At 68.9% G+C, this 14,790-nt stretch carries 20 protein-coding genes and 1 pseudogene; 11 read left to right on the forward strand and 10 right to left on the reverse strand.

The window, feature by feature from the left end:
- Positions 1 to 5: 5 nt before the first annotated feature.
- Positions 6 to 962 (reverse strand): annotated as a pseudogene (locus tag QFZ50_RS13865) (4-alpha-glucanotransferase); the annotation flags it as partial.
- A gap of 175 nt (positions 963 to 1,137) precedes the next feature.
- Between QFZ50_RS13865 and QFZ50_RS13870 the strand changes: the two are divergent.
- Positions 1,138 to 1,449 carry a hypothetical protein gene (locus tag QFZ50_RS13870; RefSeq protein ID WP_307085099.1) on the forward strand — a complete coding sequence of 104 codons (312 nt, stop codon included), beginning with the start codon at positions 1,138 to 1,140 and terminating at the stop codon, positions 1,447 to 1,449.
- A 4-nt stretch (positions 1,450 to 1,453) separates the two neighbouring features.
- On the opposite strand, the gene QFZ50_RS13875 is transcribed toward QFZ50_RS13870, so the two are convergent.
- Positions 1,454 to 1,927, reverse strand: coding sequence for a MarR family winged helix-turn-helix transcriptional regulator (locus QFZ50_RS13875; protein WP_307085101.1), 474 nt, complete (start codon positions 1,925 to 1,927; stop codon positions 1,454 to 1,456).
- Between the two features lie 69 nt (positions 1,928 to 1,996).
- A complete protein-coding gene (locus tag QFZ50_RS13880; protein ID WP_307085103.1) occupies positions 1,997 to 3,010 on the reverse strand; it encodes an MBL fold metallo-hydrolase in 1,014 nt (337 codons plus the stop codon).
- A gap of 124 nt (positions 3,011 to 3,134) precedes the next feature.
- On the opposite strand from QFZ50_RS13880, the gene QFZ50_RS13885 reads away from it, so the two are divergent.
- The 3 genes from QFZ50_RS13885 to QFZ50_RS13895 all read left to right on the forward strand — a co-directional run bounded on the left by QFZ50_RS13885 (position 3,135) and on the right by QFZ50_RS13895 (position 4,469).
- Positions 3,135 to 3,578 carry a hypothetical protein gene (locus QFZ50_RS13885; RefSeq protein ID WP_307085104.1) on the forward strand — a complete coding sequence of 148 codons (444 nt, stop codon included), beginning with the start codon at positions 3,135 to 3,137 and terminating at the stop codon, positions 3,576 to 3,578.
- A 130-nt stretch (positions 3,579 to 3,708) separates the two neighbouring features.
- A complete protein-coding gene (locus QFZ50_RS13890; protein ID WP_307085106.1) occupies positions 3,709 to 4,158 on the forward strand; it encodes a hypothetical protein in 450 nt (149 codons plus the stop codon).
- Complete coding sequence (locus QFZ50_RS13895; RefSeq protein WP_307085108.1) at positions 4,155 to 4,469, forward strand: winged helix-turn-helix domain-containing protein; 315 nt, start codon at positions 4,155 to 4,157, stop codon at positions 4,467 to 4,469. The genes QFZ50_RS13890 and QFZ50_RS13895 overlap by 4 nt, the downstream gene beginning before the upstream one ends.
- A 47-nt stretch (positions 4,470 to 4,516) precedes the next feature.
- On the opposite strand, the gene QFZ50_RS13900 is transcribed toward QFZ50_RS13895, so the two are convergent.
- Positions 4,517 to 4,939, reverse strand: coding sequence for a rhodanese-like domain-containing protein (locus tag QFZ50_RS13900; RefSeq protein ID WP_307085109.1), 423 nt, complete (start codon positions 4,937 to 4,939; stop codon positions 4,517 to 4,519).
- A gap of 93 nt (positions 4,940 to 5,032) precedes the next feature.
- Between QFZ50_RS13900 and QFZ50_RS13905 the strand changes: the two genes are divergently transcribed.
- Entirely contained in the window at positions 5,033 to 5,491 is a 459-nt protein-coding gene (locus QFZ50_RS13905; RefSeq protein ID WP_307085111.1) for an Lrp/AsnC family transcriptional regulator, read from the forward strand.
- A 49-nt stretch (positions 5,492 to 5,540) separates the two neighbouring features.
- On the opposite strand, the gene QFZ50_RS13910 is transcribed toward QFZ50_RS13905, so the two are convergent.
- Positions 5,541 to 6,293, reverse strand: a complete 753-nt coding sequence (locus tag QFZ50_RS13910) for a GAF and ANTAR domain-containing protein (RefSeq protein WP_307085113.1) — start codon at positions 6,291 to 6,293, stop codon at positions 5,541 to 5,543.
- A gap of 154 nt (positions 6,294 to 6,447) precedes the next feature.
- On the reverse strand, positions 6,448 to 6,789 hold the full coding sequence (locus tag QFZ50_RS13915) for a lipopolysaccharide assembly protein LapA domain-containing protein (RefSeq protein ID WP_307085114.1): 342 nt from the start codon (positions 6,787 to 6,789) through the stop codon (positions 6,448 to 6,450).
- Between the two features lie 195 nt (positions 6,790 to 6,984).
- Here QFZ50_RS13915 and QFZ50_RS13920 point away from each other — a divergent pair, with 195 nt between their 5' ends.
- The 4 genes from QFZ50_RS13920 (at position 6,985) to QFZ50_RS13935 (ending at position 9,537) form a co-directional block, all read left to right on the forward strand.
- Entirely contained in the window at positions 6,985 to 7,329 is a 345-nt protein-coding gene (locus QFZ50_RS13920) for an ArsR/SmtB family transcription factor (protein ID WP_307085116.1), read from the forward strand.
- Complete coding sequence (locus tag QFZ50_RS13925) at positions 7,329 to 8,093, forward strand: cation transporter (RefSeq protein WP_307085118.1); 765 nt, start codon at positions 7,329 to 7,331, stop codon at positions 8,091 to 8,093. Before QFZ50_RS13920 ends, QFZ50_RS13925 begins: the two co-directional genes overlap by 1 nt.
- A gap of 92 nt (positions 8,094 to 8,185) precedes the next feature.
- Positions 8,186 to 8,890, forward strand: coding sequence for a DsbA family protein (locus QFZ50_RS13930; protein WP_307085120.1), 705 nt, complete (start codon positions 8,186 to 8,188; stop codon positions 8,888 to 8,890).
- A gap of 5 nt (positions 8,891 to 8,895) precedes the next feature.
- The gene (locus tag QFZ50_RS13935) at positions 8,896 to 9,537 is read left to right on the forward strand and encodes a vitamin K epoxide reductase family protein (protein WP_373462280.1); all 642 of its coding nucleotides are present in this window, start codon (positions 8,896 to 8,898) and stop codon (positions 9,535 to 9,537) included.
- Between the two features lie 119 nt (positions 9,538 to 9,656).
- Here the strand turns inward: QFZ50_RS13935 and QFZ50_RS18270 are convergent, their stop codons facing one another.
- Positions 9,657 to 9,761, reverse strand: coding sequence for an MFS transporter small subunit (locus QFZ50_RS18270; RefSeq protein WP_444875958.1), 105 nt, complete (start codon positions 9,759 to 9,761; stop codon positions 9,657 to 9,659).
- Between the two features lies 1 nt (position 9,762).
- Positions 9,763 to 11,151, reverse strand: coding sequence for an OFA family MFS transporter (locus QFZ50_RS13940; RefSeq protein WP_307085122.1), 1,389 nt, complete (start codon positions 11,149 to 11,151; stop codon positions 9,763 to 9,765).
- 180 nt (positions 11,152 to 11,331) lie between these two features.
- Between QFZ50_RS13940 and QFZ50_RS13945 the strand changes: the two genes are divergently transcribed.
- Positions 11,332 to 12,660 carry an APC family permease gene (locus tag QFZ50_RS13945; RefSeq protein WP_307085124.1) on the forward strand — a complete coding sequence of 443 codons (1,329 nt, stop codon included), beginning with the start codon at positions 11,332 to 11,334 and terminating at the stop codon, positions 12,658 to 12,660.
- Between the two features lie 85 nt (positions 12,661 to 12,745).
- Here QFZ50_RS13945 and QFZ50_RS13950 read toward each other — a convergent pair whose 3' ends face one another.
- Together QFZ50_RS13950 and QFZ50_RS13955 are read right to left on the reverse strand one after the other, a co-directional pair.
- Positions 12,746 to 12,961, reverse strand: coding sequence for an AsnC family protein (locus QFZ50_RS13950; RefSeq protein WP_307085126.1), 216 nt, complete (start codon positions 12,959 to 12,961; stop codon positions 12,746 to 12,748).
- 60 nt (positions 12,962 to 13,021) lie between these two features.
- Entirely contained in the window at positions 13,022 to 13,564 is a 543-nt protein-coding gene (locus QFZ50_RS13955; protein WP_307086828.1) for an acyl-CoA thioesterase, read from the reverse strand.
- 128 nt (positions 13,565 to 13,692) lie between these two features.
- Here QFZ50_RS13955 and QFZ50_RS13960 point away from each other — a divergent pair, with 128 nt between their 5' ends.
- Positions 13,693 to 14,694 carry an NADP-dependent oxidoreductase gene (locus QFZ50_RS13960; RefSeq protein ID WP_307085128.1) on the forward strand — a complete coding sequence of 334 codons (1,002 nt, stop codon included), beginning with the start codon at positions 13,693 to 13,695 and terminating at the stop codon, positions 14,692 to 14,694.
- Positions 14,695 to 14,790: the final 96 nt, after the last annotated feature.

Genomic DNA, 14,790 nt, shown 5'->3' on the forward strand with positions numbered 1-14,790 from the left:
TACGCGTCGAAGTCGTGCTGGCGCTGCTCCGGGCGGGGGTGCGCGAAGACGAGTTCCAGCGCCTCGAGCTTGGCCGCGTAGGAGGTGTCGCGGTCGAGCAGGTCGGTGGCGGCGTTCGCGTCGGCGAACCCGGCGGCGAGTGCGTCGATCCGTGCCCGGACGGCGTCGTCGAGCCTCGCGTATTCGGGGATGTCCTCGATGCGCAGGTAGAGCGGGTGGAAATAGCGCCGCGTGGTGGGCAGGTACGGTGAGGGTTCCACCGGCGGCACCGGCTCGGCGGCGTGCAGGGGGTTGACCAGGACGAAGCCCCCGCCGAGCTCCGCGGCGGCCTGGGCGAGCTGCCCGAGGTCCGAGAGGTCGCCGATGCCCCACGACTCGGAGGAGCGGACGGAGTAGAGCTGCGCCATGAGTCCCCAGGTGCGGTGGTCGCGGAGCGCCGCCGTCGTGCTCAGCCGGTCCGGTGTGACCACGAAGGTGCAGGACGCCTCCTGTCCGTCCACGCGGGCGTGGAGCGTGTGCCAGCCGAGCGGGAGGGCGTGCGGCAGCGTGCCTTCGCGCCGTTCGACCTCCTGTCCGTCGACCGTCCGCGTGCCGATGGCCTCGCCGGCCGTGCCGGTGTAGCGGACGCCGTCCTCGTCGACGGCCCAGAACTCCAGGTCTGCACCCGCCGGTACGTGCAGCATCACGGGTTCCGCGTCGCTCTGGCGCACGACGACGGAGGACGGGAGCACCGAGCGCCACGGGCCCTCCTCGACGTCGGTCAGCGCCCGGGCGATGGCGGCGTCGGACGACGCATCGACACCGAGCGCGGCGAGGACGGTGATGAGCGTCTCCGGCGAGACCCGCGCCGGCCGGCCGTCCCATCCCTTGAAGGTGGTGCCCACCCGGTGGGCCTCGGCGAGTTGCTCGAGGGGCGTGGGCGCCACAGGGGCGTCTTCTTCATGCAGCGTGGTGTCGGCCATGGTTCCAATCTAGGCACTGCAGAGCAGCCGATGCATCCGCGCTACGGTCCGGCCGTCGATTTGACGCGGCCACGCGGGCGCCGCGTGGCTGTACCAGCCGGGGGGAGGCCAGGCAAGCGGGCGCACGACGGCGGCCCTGCTGGCAACGGCACGGAGCGCGGTGCGACTGTGGGGCATGGCTTATTTCCTGGAGTACGTCGTCCCTGCGGAGAGCGGCGGAGCGGAGGTCCCGCTGTCCGATGCCGGGGACGGCTCGGCCCCCGTGAGCGATGCCGCCGCCCGGGTGGTCCACCTCGACACGCTGCCGGCGCGCAGCCGGATCGCGGCCGGGACGATCGAGGATGCGCGGTCCGAGGCCGAGCAGCTCCTCCTCCACAGCAAGGCGGACGCCGGGGAGCTGTTCGAGGACCCCAGCGACTCCCTTGACGCCGGCTCCGGCCGGCGCGTCGGAACCTTCCGCGAGGGCGAGGGGTGGAGCGAGGACTGATCCGCTACCAGGTGTCCTTCTTGTAGGTGCTGTTGAGGCGGGCGATCAACAGCCCGAGCGTCTCGACGTCCTCGGGGTCCCAGCTGCGCATCAGCGTGGTGAAGGCGGTACGCCGGCCTGCCTGGGCGGCGGCCAACTGCTGCCGGCCCCGCGCCGTCAGCAGGACGCGCTGTGAACGGGCGTCCGACGGGTCGAGCTGACGGCTGACCAGGCCGAGGCGCTCCAGCCCGGCGAGCTGCCGGCTCACCGATGGCTTGCCCACCCCGATGCTCGTCGCGATATCGGTGGCCCGCAGGGATCCCTCCCGCTGCAGGAGGGTCAGGATCCCGTAGGCCGCCGGCTCCATCTCCGGGTGCACGTTCTTGGCGAGGGCGTGGGAGGTGGTCCGTTCCCGGCGCCACAGCACGCTCGTCTGCTCCTCCAGCACCTCGATGGCGTGGTCGAATTCCGTCGCGTCCCTGTCTGCTGCTGCCTCCATGGACGAAGCGTATAGATGCCGAGGGCACCCGGGGAGGGATTCAGGAGAAAAGTTCGAAGATTTCGAAGCTCAGGGCAGGCCGTGCCTGCGGACGAAGTCCCGGTGCATCGCGGTCTGGGACAGCGCGGAGAGCAGCTGGAATCCGTGCAGGCCGTCCCATCCTGCGGTCCAGGTCAGGCGCGAGGCGATGGCCCAGACGGAGGGGCCCGGGTTCCCGCCTTCCTCCTCGAGGACGGCAGCCACCTCCCTGGCCCGCTTCAGCTGGTGGTCGGCGCATTCGGCGGCCCGCTCCCCGAGCCCCGAGAAGCGGTAGCCGTGCCCGGGGGCGGCCTCGTACCGGCTGTAGGGGACGAGGCGCTCGATGGACGCGAGGTAGTCGGCCAGGGGGTTGGACGGCGTCGCACCCCCGAGCCCGAGGCCCGGGAAAACGGTCGGCAGCACATGGTCCCCGGTGTAGAGCAGGCCCCGGTCGTCGTCGCGCAGGCAGAGGTGGCCGGCGGTGTGGCCGGGCGTGGACAGCACGGAGACCCGGAAGCCGGCGACGGGCAGGAGCTCCCCGTCGTCGAGCGCGCGGTCGACGGCGAGCACCAGTCCTTCCGGGGACCGGTCCACGTACTGGGCCAGTTCCCCGCGGCGCACCTCCGGGACGCCCCAGTCCGCCAGGCGGCGGAGGCCCTCGTCGGGGTCGAAGCGGCGGGCGCTGTGCCGCTCGAGCGCCCGGCGCTCCACCGCGTGCATCGCCAGCGGCGCTCCCGACGCGGCCCGGAGGCGGGCGGCCATGCCCACGTGGTCCGGATGCAGGTGCGTGCCCGTGATGCCGGTGACGGCGTCGGCCCCCGATGCGCCGGGGGCGATCTCCGCGAGCGCCGCGACCAGCCGGTCCCAGTTCGCCGCCGAGTCCCAGCCGGGGTCGATGACGTGGACGCCGCCGTCCGTGCCCCGCAGCAGATAGGTGAAGGAGTAGGCGAGGTGACCGCCGGGCATGGGTTGCGCGAGGGCCCAGACGTCGTCCCGTACCCGGTCGAGGCCAGGCAGGTCGCCGCGCTCGACGGCGTCCGCCTGCTGGGTGCTGGTGCTGTGCATTCGTCCTCCCGGGTGGTGTCCTCCCACCGTAGACGGTCGGTCCTGCAGCGCCGGTGACCGGCGGGGATGCCATGGCGGTTAGCCTGATCGGATGGGCGACGACGTTGATGGCGGAAGGCAGAGTATGACCGACTGGGACAGGATCACAGCTGCCGTGGGGGTGTCGCAGGGCGGCGACAAGGACCGCGGACGCGAACTCCTCATGGAGTGCTGGGACGCCACCGAACCCGCAGATCACGCTCACCGGTGCGTGCTCGCCCACTATCTCGCGGATACGGAGACGGAGATCGGCAAGGAGGTTGCCTGGGACGAGAAGGCCCTCGAAGAGCATGCGTTCCTGGCGGAGGACGATCTCGCGGCACTGGGGATCCCCTCGGCACGCAGCCTCCGGCCATCGTTGCATCTCAATCTCGCCGACGGATATCACCGTCAGGACAGGACGGACCTCGCGCAGGCCCATCTGGAGCGAGGACAGGCCGCTACGGAGGCCCTTCAGGATGACGGCTACGGGAAGATGATCCGTTCCGGCCTGGACAACCTGGCCCAGCGGATGACCACGCCCCGGTAGGGCCGGACGACGACCGGCCTCCCACGACGACCTGTCCGGCAGGGCCGCCTCGACTCATTCAAGAAAGTGCTTGCCGTTTTGGAAAGTACTTGCGAGTATTGAGCATCGGCTACCACGGAAGGCAAACGTCATGAGTGACACCACGAACACCCACGGTCTCGATGCAGGCAGGGCCCAGGCGCTCCTGCAGCAGGCGGACCAGATCACGGCCAGCGTCCGCACCGGCGCGGGCTGGCCCCACATCGCGACCCTCCTCGGGCTCGGAGCCATCTCCTCGATGGGGATCATCGCCCTCACCCTCGCGGCCCGGGTGCCGGGCACCCCCATGGTCCTGCCGATCGTGACGATGATGGTCTGGATCATCACCTTCTCCACGATGGGCCTGGTCTTCAGCCGCACCAGCAAGCGTGGTTTCGGTGCGCGGTGGGGCCTGTACATCGGCGCCTGGGCGGTGCTCTGGTCCATCGCGATGCTCGTCGGCGGAACCTTCTTCCAGGGGGAGCTGTGGTTCGCCGGCATCATGGCGGCACTGCTCACCCTCGCCACCACGGCGGGCGCCTGGTACGAGGCACGGAGATGAGCGCGCAGGACACCCCCGCCCATCCCCGCCACCACCTCGACCCCACCCTGGGCCATCCCGTCAGGTTCTCGCTGATGGCGGTCCTCGCGCAGACCGACGAGATCGATTTCGCCACCCTGCGTGATCATCTGCAGGTGTCGGACTCCGTCCTCAGCAAACAGGTGACGGCCCTCGAGTCGGCCGGCTACGTCAGGGTCCGCAAAGGATTCATCGGGAAGCGCCCGCGGACCTGGCTGAAGGCGACGAAGGAGGGAGAAAGCGTGTGGCAGCATCATCTCGCCGCCCTGCGTCAGATCGCGGGCGAGTTCTGACGGATGCAGCAGGACGTGAACGGTCGACGCCCACGGGCCGGCAGCGGTCAGACCCGATGGGGCGCTGTCAGGGGATCCGGTGCACGACGCTCACGCCCTCCATCCCGAACCGTGGCGAACCCTTCTCGGGACCAGTACTCGAATCCACCGATCAGCTCGCGCACGTTCGTATAGCCCGACGACGCCAGGATCAGCGCACCGCGGGTACTGCCGTTGCAGCCCGGCCCCCAGCAGTACACGACGATCGCGGTATCCGGACAGGGAGCGACATCGGCGATGCGCGCCTCGAGCTCTGCGTTCGGGAGATGGATGGCACCAGGGATGCGGCCCTGGCTCCACGAGGCGGCCGAGCGGGTATCGATCACGATCGGACCACCGCCGGACGCGCGCTCGGCAGCGAGGTCCGCAGGGTCGGTCTCATAGGCGAGCTTCGCAGCGAAGAAGTCGGCAGCGGACAGTGAGGTGGTCATGCCTCCATCGAATCGTCTCCCGCGCTTCCCCGGAACAGCACTTCGACCGTCTTCGTGCGCTGACAGGTGGAATCCCACGGTACATTCGCCGCTATGCCATCGAATCCACGATTAGACCTCGATACGACCGATCAGGCGATCATCCACCATCTGCAGCAGGACGGGCGGACGAGCGTTGCGCAACTGGGGCGGGCCATCAACCTCTCGCCGAGCGCGACCAGTGATCGCCTCCGCCGGCTCACCGAGGGTGGGGTCATCACCGGGTACTCGATCACCGTGGACCCGGAGGCCCTCGGGTATGCCGTGACGGCGTTCGTGCGGCTGGCCTACCCGACCGGCAACTACAAGCCGTTCCACGAGCTCGTCGCCTCGATGCCCGAGGTCATCGAGGCACATCACGTCACCGGCGCGGACTGCTTCATCATCAAGGTCCTCGCCCGCTCGATGCGGGACCTCGAGCGCATCACCGGTCGCCTCGCCACCCTCGGCGGCATCACCACCAGCGTGGTGTACTCGAGCCCCGTTCCCGCACGGCACATCGCACCCGCCTGACGCGGAAGGAACGGCCCGGTCGGAAGCTTTTCAGGGACGGCCGGGGACGTCAGGACTGGAAGTGGGTTTCCGGGACCTGCTGGTCGATGGACGCCAGGACGTGGGCCGCGACGTCGTGGAGCTTCACGTTCCGGCTGCTGGAAGCTGATCGCAGGATCCGCATCGCGTCCTCGTGGCTGCACCGGTTCTGGCCCATGATCACTCCGGCAGCCAGAAGGATGGCGGTCCGGGAGTCCATCGCGGTCATCAGGTCGTGGTTGGTGTCGGTGACCTGGGCGAGACGCACCGCCAGGCGGAGGGCCTTCGAGGCCCCCGTCGCCATGTCCTGGACCGCGGCCAGGGTCTCGTCGTCGAACGCGTCCGGGTGTTCCGCATACAGATCGAGTGCAGCCTTCGCGTCTCCGTCCAGGGGGATCGGGGTTCCCAGCGCGGACAGGACACCGAGCCTCCTCACGGCCGTGGAGTATCCGCCGAAGCGGGTGTCGGTGCGGAAGTCGGCGACGTACTGTGCGTGGCCGGTCCGGGCGGCCCGCAGGCAGGGCCCGTCGTCGAACCGGTACTGCACCTCGTCGACCTGCTGGGCGCGGGCGCTGCTGCTGGCGATGGTGAGCTTCTTCCGGGGCCGCAGCAGGGTCACGCCGCAGAGGACGTTCTGGGTGGACGTGGCGAACTCGGCGGCTGCCTGCTCGGCCAGGAGCGTCAGCAACGTGCCGATGTCTCCGCTGTCGAGGACCAGGTCCTGCAGTTCGTCCGAGAGTGCCTGAGCATCGATCGCCGGCCTACGAGAGCTGGATGTGGGCATGAGGACCTGCCTTCGCGCCTGCCGTCCACCACCCTGGTGGACGGACTGGAGAGATGAACCGTCCGCTGCTGAACGACAGGTCCAGTCTACCGAGGATCCCTCCTCGATGATGCGGCCCGGCCACTTCCGGGCTTGCCGACTTCGACCGATGGCCCTACCGGGTCGACCTCCGCGCCGCTGCGCGGAGCTTGATGATGCGCACCGCCCCGACCAGTGCGACGACGAGCCCTCCGCCCACTGCCGCGATCAGCAGCGCCAGGCCCAGGGCGATGGACCCCTCGAGGCCGAAGAACGTCACGAGTACAGGAGTCTCGTTCTGCAGGAAGAACACGATGAGCAGGACGAGGAGGATCAGTGCACACACGATGGCCGTCCAGATCGCACCGCTGCGGGACCGTGCCGCCGGGTTCCTGCCCCCGCGGCCTCCCCGGACCTCCCCGGGGATCGCACCGCCCTGATCGTGGGTGCTGCGATGATCTGTCGGATCGGAAGTCATGATGGTGCCTTTCCTCGAGCAGTCGCCCCCAGGAGGCGACAGGGGTCAGGGGCGCACCCGGATCGGTGCATCGCCCTTCAGAGCGAGTATACATAAGCACCCTTACTATCTGCCGCGCAACCGGTGCGCTGGAACCCGAGGCCAGCGCCGGCCTCCGACCATTGTCGGTACACGAACTGATGTACCTTTGCATGCATGGAAACCATCACCCGGTCCTCCGTCCTGGCACGGTTCGGCTATGCGCTCTCGGATCCCACGCGATCCCGGGTCCTGCTGGCACTGCGCGAGGCGCCGTCCTACCCGGGTGACCTCGCCGAGATGGCCGGGGTCAGCAAGCAGAGCCTGTCGAATCACCTGACGTGCCTGCGCGGGTGCGGACTGGTGGTCGCGGTTCCCGAGGGGCGCCGGGTCCGGTACGAGCTCGCGGACCCGAAATTGGGCGAGGCCCTCACCGCCCTGCTGGACGTCGTGGCCATCAGCGGCCCCGAGTGCTGCTGCACCACGAAGGACGCCCATGTCGCAGGAAGGGCGTGCTGCTGATGAGCACTCACTCCTCGATCACGTCGGACCGGTCGGTGCGACCCTCCCCGACGACGGAGCGCCGGGCGGTCCTGTCCCGCCGGATCCGCCTGTTCGTCGCGGCGACGATCACCTACAACGTCATCGAAGCCGTCGTCGCGATCAGCGCCGGCACGATGGCGTCCTCCAGCGCCCTGATCGGCTTCGGCCTGGACTCGATCGTCGAGGTCCTGTCGGCGGCCGCCGTGGCGTGGCAGTTCGCCGGCCGCGATCCGGAGGCTCGTGAGAAGACCGCGCTGCGCCTGATCGCGTTCTCCTTCTTCGGGCTCGCCGCGTTCGTGACCTTCGATTCCGTCCGCAGTCTGCTCGGCGGGGCGGAGGCCGATCACTCTCCGGTCGGAATCATCCTTGCAGCGGTCAGCCTTGCCGTGATGCCGTTCCTGTCCTGGGCGCAGCGTCGGGCCGGACGTGAACTCGGTTCCCGCTCCGCCGTCGCGGACTCGAAGCAGACCCTGCTCTGCACGTACCTGTCAGGAGTCCTGCTGGTGGGCCTGCTGCTCAACAGCACCCTCGGTTGGTCCTGGGCCGACCCGATCGCCGCCCTGGTCATCGCCGCCGTCGCCATCAAGGAAGGCCGCGAGGCATGGAAGGGTGACTCGTGCTGCGCCCCGTCGTTCGGAACCCCCGACACCCCCGAAGGCGTTGACTCCTGTGGGAGCACGACGGCCGGTGGCACGGACACCCCGACAGCCGCCGCGTCTTGCGCATGCTGCGCGCACGACTGACGCTCCCGGCACGATCCGGATCCACCAGCCGTTCCCTGCCATCGGCCGGGAACGGCCAGGGCCACGCAATTCCACGACGAGGAGACACCACAGTGCCGACCCCCGCCCCCGCTCCCAGCACGACGCCTGACACGAAGAAGGGCCTGAGCGTGCAGAACCGGATCGCGATCGGCCTGCTCGCCGCCGTCGCCCTCGTCATAGGCCTCGTCCTCCTCGTGAACACGCTCGGCGCGCAGGGCCAGGCCGCCGGCACGACGAACGCCGCCGCCGGCGTGGTCCGTGAGGACAGCCATCGACTGTCCCAGGCTCCGGACGAGAAGGCCGTCCTGGTCGAGTTCCTCGACTTCGAATGCGAATCCTGCCTGGCCGCGTACCCGCTGGTGGAGGACCTCTCGGAGGAGTACGGGGAGAACCTGACGATCGTGTCCCGGTATTTCCCCCTTCCGGGACACCCGAACTCCGAGACCGCGGCCGCCGCCGTCGAGGCTGCCGCGCAGCAGGGCAGGTTCAAGGAGATGCACGCCCGGATGTACGAGACGCAGACCGAGTGGAGCCATACCAACGAGAACCGGTCCCCGGTCTTCCGGGGTTACGCCGAGGATCTGGGCCTCGATCTGGCCGCCTACGACGCCGCGATTGCCGATCCGGCAACGATGGAGCGCGTGAACGTCGACAAGACCGACGGCTTGGCCCTGGAGGTCGAGGGAACCCCGACGTTCTTCCTCGACGGCCGGAAGATCCAGCCCGCCTCGGTCGAGGAGTTCCGCAGCCTCGTCGAAACCGCGATCGCGGACTGAGCGCCGTGGCACACACGACCCCTGGGGTCGGATCGGCACCGGAGGCGGCGCGACAGGAGCTGTCCGACGTACCCGGGTTCGCCCGCCGGATCCCGTTCGGGATCATGCTCGTCGCCACCGGGGCCGTCGGGTGGGTCGCCGCCGGGATCCTCGTCCTCGAGAAGCTCGAGCTGTACCGGGACCCCGCCCACGTCACCAGCTGCGACATCAACCCGTGGGTGTCCTGCGGCCGGGTCATGGAGACCTGGCAATCCGAGCTCTTCGGCTTCCCCAACCCGTTCATCGGGCTCGTGGGCTTCATGGCCATCATCACCACCGGCATGGCGCTGCTCGCCGGAGCCCGGTTCGCCCGCTGGTACTGGGCGGCCCTGCAGACGGGCGTCACGCTCGGTTCCGTCTTCGCGGTCTGGTTGTGGAGCCAGGCCCTGTTCGACATCTACATCCTGTGCCTCTACTGCATGATCGTCTGGGCGGCGATGATCCCGCTGTTCATCCTCACCACCCTCCGGAACATGGTCCACGGCATCATTCCGGCACCGGCAGCCCTCACCCGGTGGCTCGCCGCCTGGGTAGGACCGGTCATCGTGCTGACCTACATCGCCGTCGCTGCCTCCGTGTTCTTCCGCTTCCTCCACGTCTTCACCTGACGCCTGCCGCCGGCGCGGCTGCCACGTCGGAGTGACCGGGTCGGGTGCCGGGATCGGCCGGGAGCCCGGCGTCGTCCACGGACGGGGTCGCGGGGCGCGGACCGCCCGGGCGGCACGGCTCACCCCCCGAACAGTGCCGCGACGCGCGTGAGGGTCTGGAAGACGCCGTAGGCGAGGGGCAACCCGACAAGTGCCCAGACGGCGGCGATGCGTGCTCCGGCCATGTCAGGCCTCCTTCGCGAATTCTCGGGGTGTGTCCTGCACGGGCTCGTGGAAACGGGGATCGACCGGCCGGACCATCAGGTTGGCGATGAAGCCCACGATCAGCAGGCCCACCATGGTGAGCAGGGCGGGCTGGTAGGCGCCCGCGGTCAGTTCGCCCGGTGTCCCCTGCGAATCGAGGAACGCGTTGACGATCAGCGGCCCCGCGATGCCTGCGGCGGACCAGGCGGTCAGGAGCCTGCCGTGGATCGCGCCGACCTGGTACGTGCCGAAGAGATCGCGCAGGTACGCGGGAACGGTGGCGAAACCGCCGCCGTAGAAGGAGATGATCACGAACGCCAGCACCACGAACAGCAGCGTGGTGGATGAGCCGGCCAGGGCGAGCACCGCGTAGAGGACCGCCCCCACCCCGAGGTAGACCATGTAGATGCGCCGGCGCCCGATGATGTCCGACGTCGTCGACCAGACGAAGCGCCCGCCCATGTTGCCGATGGACAGCAGGCCCACGAAGCCGCCGGCGACGGCGACGGAGACCGCCGTCGTTCCGTCCGCACCGCGGAAGAAGTCCTGGATCATCGGCGATGCCTGCTCCAGGATGCCGATGCCCGCCGTGACGTTGCAGAACAGCACGATCCACACGAGCCAGAACTGGCGGGTCCTGATCGCGTTGGCGGCGGAGACGTTGTCGGTGGTGACGAGCGGCTTGGATTTCAGCTGCGAAGGGTCGAACCCCTCGGGCTTCCAGCCCTCGGCCGGCACCTTGATGGTGAAGGCACCGAACATCATGTAGACGAAATAGATGACGGCGAGGGTCAGGAACAGCTTCCCGACGGCGTCGCCGCTGGCCACCCAGCCCTCCGTCCCGGACTCCGGGTCGTACATGCGCAGCAGTTGCGTGGACAGGGGGCTGGCGATGAGGGCGCCACCGCCGAAGCCCATGATGGCCATGCCCGTGGCGAGGCCCGGACGATCGGGGAACCACTTGATGAGCGTGGACACCGGCGAGATGTAGCCGATGCCGAGTCCGATCCCGCCGATGAAGCCGTACCCGATGTACACGAGCCACAGCTGGTGGGTGAAGATGCCGAGTGCTCCGACCAGGAAGCCCGCGGTCCAGAACAGTGCCGACGTGAACATCGCCTTGCGGGGCCCGTTGCGGTCCACCCACGTGCCGAGGACGGCGGCGGACAGGCCGAGCATCACGATCGCGATGGAGAAGATGATGCCGATCTGGGTGAGCGTGGCATCGAAATGGGCCGTCAGTGCGGTCTTGTAGACGCTGGTCGCGTAGGCCTGTCCGATACACAGGTGCACGGCCAGTGCGGCCGGCGGGATGAGCCAGCGGTTGTATCCGGGGGGCGCCACTGTGTGCTCGCGGTCCAACCAGCTCATCGACAGCCTCTCCGTCAGCGGGGGTGGCCGACCCCGGCCATCGTTGTTAACGGCAAGTATGCTGTGCATCACACCCGTCGGTCACTGTTCCGCGCTAACTGGCGCTTCCTACGCGACGAGTGGTATCAGCGGGGACAAAAATAGCCAGTCGGCTTAGTAGTTTCGCCTACACTGACCCCTATGGCCACCACAGAACAGGTTTCCGACACTAGATTGAAGCGCGGCATCTCGGGTCCGCTGCTGTACCTCTTCATCCTCGGCGACGTCCTCGGCGCGGGCGTGTACGCGCTCGTCGGCGTGATCTCCGAGCAGGTGGGCGGCGCCATCTGGGTGCCCCTCATGGTGGCCCTGGCCCTGGCCCTGCTGACCGCCGGGTCCTACGCCGAACTCGTCACCAAGTACCCACGGGCCGGCGGAGCCGCGGTCTTCGCCGAACGCGCCTTCAAGAAGCCGTTCATCTCGTTCCTCGTGGGCTTCTGCATGCTCGCCGCCGGCGTGACCAGCGCGGCCGGCCTCGCCCAGGCGTTCGCCGGGGGGTACCTCACCACGTTCGTCGACGTGCCGGCCGTGCCCGCCGCCCTGGTGTTCCTCGTCCTCCTCGCCCTGCTGAACATGCGCGGCATCAAGGAGTCGGTCCGCAGCAACGTGGTCATGACCGTCATCGAGGTGTCGGGCCTCGTCCTGGTCATCGTCGTCGTGGGCGTGTTCGTGGCGGCCGGCAACGGTGACGTCTCGCGCGTCACCGAGTTCCCACCCGGCGTGAATGCCGCATCCGCCGCGCTGTCCGCGTCCCTGATCGCCTACTACTCCTTCGTCGGGTTCGAGGTGTCCGCGAATGTCGCCGAGGAGGTCAAGGACGTCAGCCGCGTCTACCCGCGCGCCATCTTCGGCGCTCTCCTGACGGCCGGCGTCGTGTACCTCCTCATCGGGCTCGCGTCCTCGGCCGCGCTGTCACCCGACCAGCTCGCCGGCTCCAGTTCGCCCCTGCTCGACGTCGTCGCGGCCACGGGCGCGGGCATCCCGCCCTGGCTCTTCAGCCTCGTGGCCCTCATCGCCGTCGCCAACGGCGCCCTGCTCACCATGATCATGTCCAGCCGCCTGACCTACGGCATGGCGGAGCAGGGACTCTTCCCGTCGGTCTTCGACCGCGTGCTCCCCACCCGCCGCACCCCCTGGGTCGCGATCGTCGCCACCACCCTCGTGGCCATGGCACTCACGCTCACCGGCGGGCTCGAGTCGCTGTCGCAGACCGTCGTCCTGCTCCTGCTGTTCGTCTTCCTCAGCACCAACATCGCCGTGATCGTGCTGCGGAAGGACGAGGTGGACCACCAGCACTTCCGCATCCCCGCGGTCTTCCCGTACCTCGCGATCGCCTCGTGCGTGCTGCTGCTCACCCAGCAGACCGGCGAGATCTGGCTCCGCGCCGGAATCCTCCTGGTCCTGGGGCTCGCCCTCTACGGCATCCAGCGCCTGGTGCGCGGGCGGACGACGAAGGCCGGCGAGCGGTAGCGACCGCGCCCCCCCCCCTGCAAGCGAGTGGGAGGCGGCCCGCACCGCGGACCGCCTCCCGTCCTCGCGCCGGGCCTCGACGGCCCTAGCGTTTGCCGTACTTACGGTGCACGGCCTGCTTGCTCACGCCCAGGCACTGGGCGATGGCCTCCCAGGACAAGCCGGCCTGGCGCGCGCTGCGCACGAGTCCGGCCTCGGCCCTGCCGATCTCCCGGTGCAGTTCCGCGATCGCCTGCAGGGATTCCGCAGGCCCCTTCCCATCCATCGAGCCGACGAGTGTCTTCATGCGCTCCACCTCCATGCGTCAACATTAGTTGACATCCGGACGCTGGGGCAAGGATCGGCGCCGAGGACACCCTGCTCACCAGGCGTGCGGTGCGGGCCTGCGCGTACTCGGGAGCGTATTGTTCAGGCGCCATGCGTGGATCCACTCCGGCAGCACGAGGTCCTCGGGCGGAGCGCCGAAGGCCGCGATGATGTCCTCGTTGCTGACCGGCCCGGCGCTGGAGACGAGGCGGGTGGCGATCACCGCCCGCGCGTAGATCTCGCCGTCGGCCACGGCGCGCTGCTCGAAGTAGATGGCGCGCTCGTCGAGACCGAGGATGCGGGTCTCGATCGAGTACCGCTGGCTCAGCCGGAGCGATTTGCGGAAGCTGATCGTCTCCCCGGCCGCCACGGGGCTCCAACCGCGGGCGCGCATGCTCCGCCACACGCCACTGCGCACCATGAGGTCGAACCGCCCGAGATCGAACACCGAGAAGTACATCCCGTTGTTCATGTGCATCGCGATGTCGATGTCCGTGAGGAGGACCCGGAGGGGGATGCTGCCGGCCTCCCAGATGCTGAGCGCCGAGCGCCTGCCGGAGACGAACAGCAGCAGCAGGGTGCGGAAGATCAGGTGCATGCCCGCTATATTACTCACCAGTAACATGACCATGGACGATCCCACCGACCGACGCGCCGGTAAGCGGAATAGTTCCTCCGCTTCATTGGTTGTCGCCAGCAGGAAGTAATCCAGCACGAGGAGAAGTCATGACCACCAGCACCCAGATCCAGCTCGTCTCCCGCCCCGTCGGCACGCCGACCACCGAGGACTTCGCCACGGTGCAGGTCGAGCTTCCCGAACTCGGCAGGGACGAGGTGCGGGTCCGCAACGAGTACGTGTCGGTGGATCCCTACATGCGCGGACGCATGAGCGAGGCGAAGTCCTACGTCCCTCCGTTCGATCTCGGCGAGACCATGACGGGCGGCGCGGTGGGCCGGGTCGTGGAGTCGACGTCCGACGCCCTGCCCGTGGGCAGCGCGGTCCTCTCCAGCTACGGCTGGCGGGACGTCGCCCAGGGGCCCGCCGCCCACTTCTCCCCCCTCCCGGAGACGGAACTGCCCCTGTCCGTGTTCCTCGGCGCTGCCGGGATGACCGGGCTGACCGCCTACGCCGGGCTCAAGCGGGTGGCCGGACTCAGGGAGGGCGACGTCGTCTTCATCTCGGGAGCAGCAGGCGCCGTCGGTTCCATCGCCGGGCAGGTGGCCCGCAAGCTGGGCGCCTCGCGCGTGATCGGTTCCGCCGGATCGGCCGAGAAGGTGGCGCTCCTGAAGGACAGGTACGGGTACGACGACGCGTTCAACTACAAGGACGCACCCGTCCGCAAGCAACTGCGCGAGGTCACCCCCGACGGCATCGACGTCTATTTCGACAACGTGGGCGGCGACCACCTGGAGGCAGCCCTCGACCGGCTCAACCGCGGCGGCCGCGCCGCGCTGTGCGGAGCGATCTCCCAGTACAACAGCACAGAGCGCACGGCCGGCCCGGACAACATGGCCAACCTGGTGAAGAACTCCCTCACGCTCGAGGGATTCATCGTGGGGCAGCACCAGGACCTGCAGGGCGAGTTCGCCGAGAAGATGACGGGCTGGCTGGCCGACGGTTCGGTGGTGTTCGACGAGACCGTGGTGGACGGCATCGGGAACTCCGTCCGAGCCTTCCTGGACATGATGAACGGCGCCAACACGGGCAAGATGCTCGTCCGCCCCTGACCGGACCCGGTGGTGCCGCAGGGATCGCTACCGTGATCCCTGCGGCACAAGGTCACGATCATGGCGAGGGAATCGGAGAACGGTGCACCGTCAGGG

The sequence above is a fragment of the Arthrobacter agilis genome (genome assembly GCF_030816075.1).
Taxonomy (GTDB): domain Bacteria; phylum Actinomycetota; class Actinomycetes; order Actinomycetales; family Micrococcaceae; genus Arthrobacter_D; species Arthrobacter_D agilis_E.

Bases quoted from the DNA above. Each gene is read 5' to 3' on its own strand.
- QFZ50_RS13880 (WP_307085103.1), bottom strand. From the start codon at position 3,010: ATGCACAGCACCAGCACCCAGCAGGCGGACGCCGTCGAGCGCGGCGAC.
- QFZ50_RS13920 (WP_307085116.1), top strand. From the start codon at position 6,985: ATGGAAACCATCACCCGGTCCTCCGTCCTGGCACGGTTCGGCTATGCG.
- QFZ50_RS13890 (WP_307085106.1), top strand. From the start codon at position 3,709: ATGAGTGACACCACGAACACCCACGGTCTCGATGCAGGCAGGGCCCAG.
- QFZ50_RS13925 (WP_307085118.1), top strand. From the start codon at position 7,329: ATGAGCACTCACTCCTCGATCACGTCGGACCGGTCGGTGCGACCCTCC.
- QFZ50_RS13895 (WP_307085108.1), top strand. From the start codon at position 4,155: ATGAGCGCGCAGGACACCCCCGCCCATCCCCGCCACCACCTCGACCCC.
- QFZ50_RS13915 (WP_307085114.1), bottom strand. From the start codon at position 6,789: ATGACTTCCGATCCGACAGATCATCGCAGCACCCACGATCAGGGCGGT.
- QFZ50_RS13900 (WP_307085109.1), bottom strand. From the start codon at position 4,939: ATGACCACCTCACTGTCCGCTGCCGACTTCTTCGCTGCGAAGCTCGCC.
- QFZ50_RS13875 (WP_307085101.1), bottom strand. From the start codon at position 1,927: ATGGAGGCAGCAGCAGACAGGGACGCGACGGAATTCGACCACGCCATC.
- QFZ50_RS13940 (WP_307085122.1), bottom strand. From the start codon at position 11,151: ATGAGCTGGTTGGACCGCGAGCACACAGTGGCGCCCCCCGGATACAAC.
- QFZ50_RS13905 (WP_307085111.1), top strand. From the start codon at position 5,033: ATGCCATCGAATCCACGATTAGACCTCGATACGACCGATCAGGCGATC.
- QFZ50_RS18270 (WP_444875958.1), bottom strand. From the start codon at position 9,761: ATGGCCGGAGCACGCATCGCCGCCGTCTGGGCACTTGTCGGGTTGCCC.
- QFZ50_RS13960 (WP_307085128.1), top strand. From the start codon at position 13,693: ATGACCACCAGCACCCAGATCCAGCTCGTCTCCCGCCCCGTCGGCACG.
- QFZ50_RS13910 (WP_307085113.1), bottom strand. From the start codon at position 6,293: ATGCCCACATCCAGCTCTCGTAGGCCGGCGATCGATGCTCAGGCACTC.
- QFZ50_RS13955 (WP_307086828.1), bottom strand. From the start codon at position 13,564: ATGCACCTGATCTTCCGCACCCTGCTGCTGCTGTTCGTCTCCGGCAGG.
- QFZ50_RS13945 (WP_307085124.1), top strand. From the start codon at position 11,332: ATGGCCACCACAGAACAGGTTTCCGACACTAGATTGAAGCGCGGCATC.
- QFZ50_RS13950 (WP_307085126.1), bottom strand. From the start codon at position 12,961: ATGGAGGTGGAGCGCATGAAGACACTCGTCGGCTCGATGGATGGGAAG.
- QFZ50_RS13885 (WP_307085104.1), top strand. From the start codon at position 3,135: ATGACCGACTGGGACAGGATCACAGCTGCCGTGGGGGTGTCGCAGGGC.
- QFZ50_RS13870 (WP_307085099.1), top strand. From the start codon at position 1,138: ATGGCTTATTTCCTGGAGTACGTCGTCCCTGCGGAGAGCGGCGGAGCG.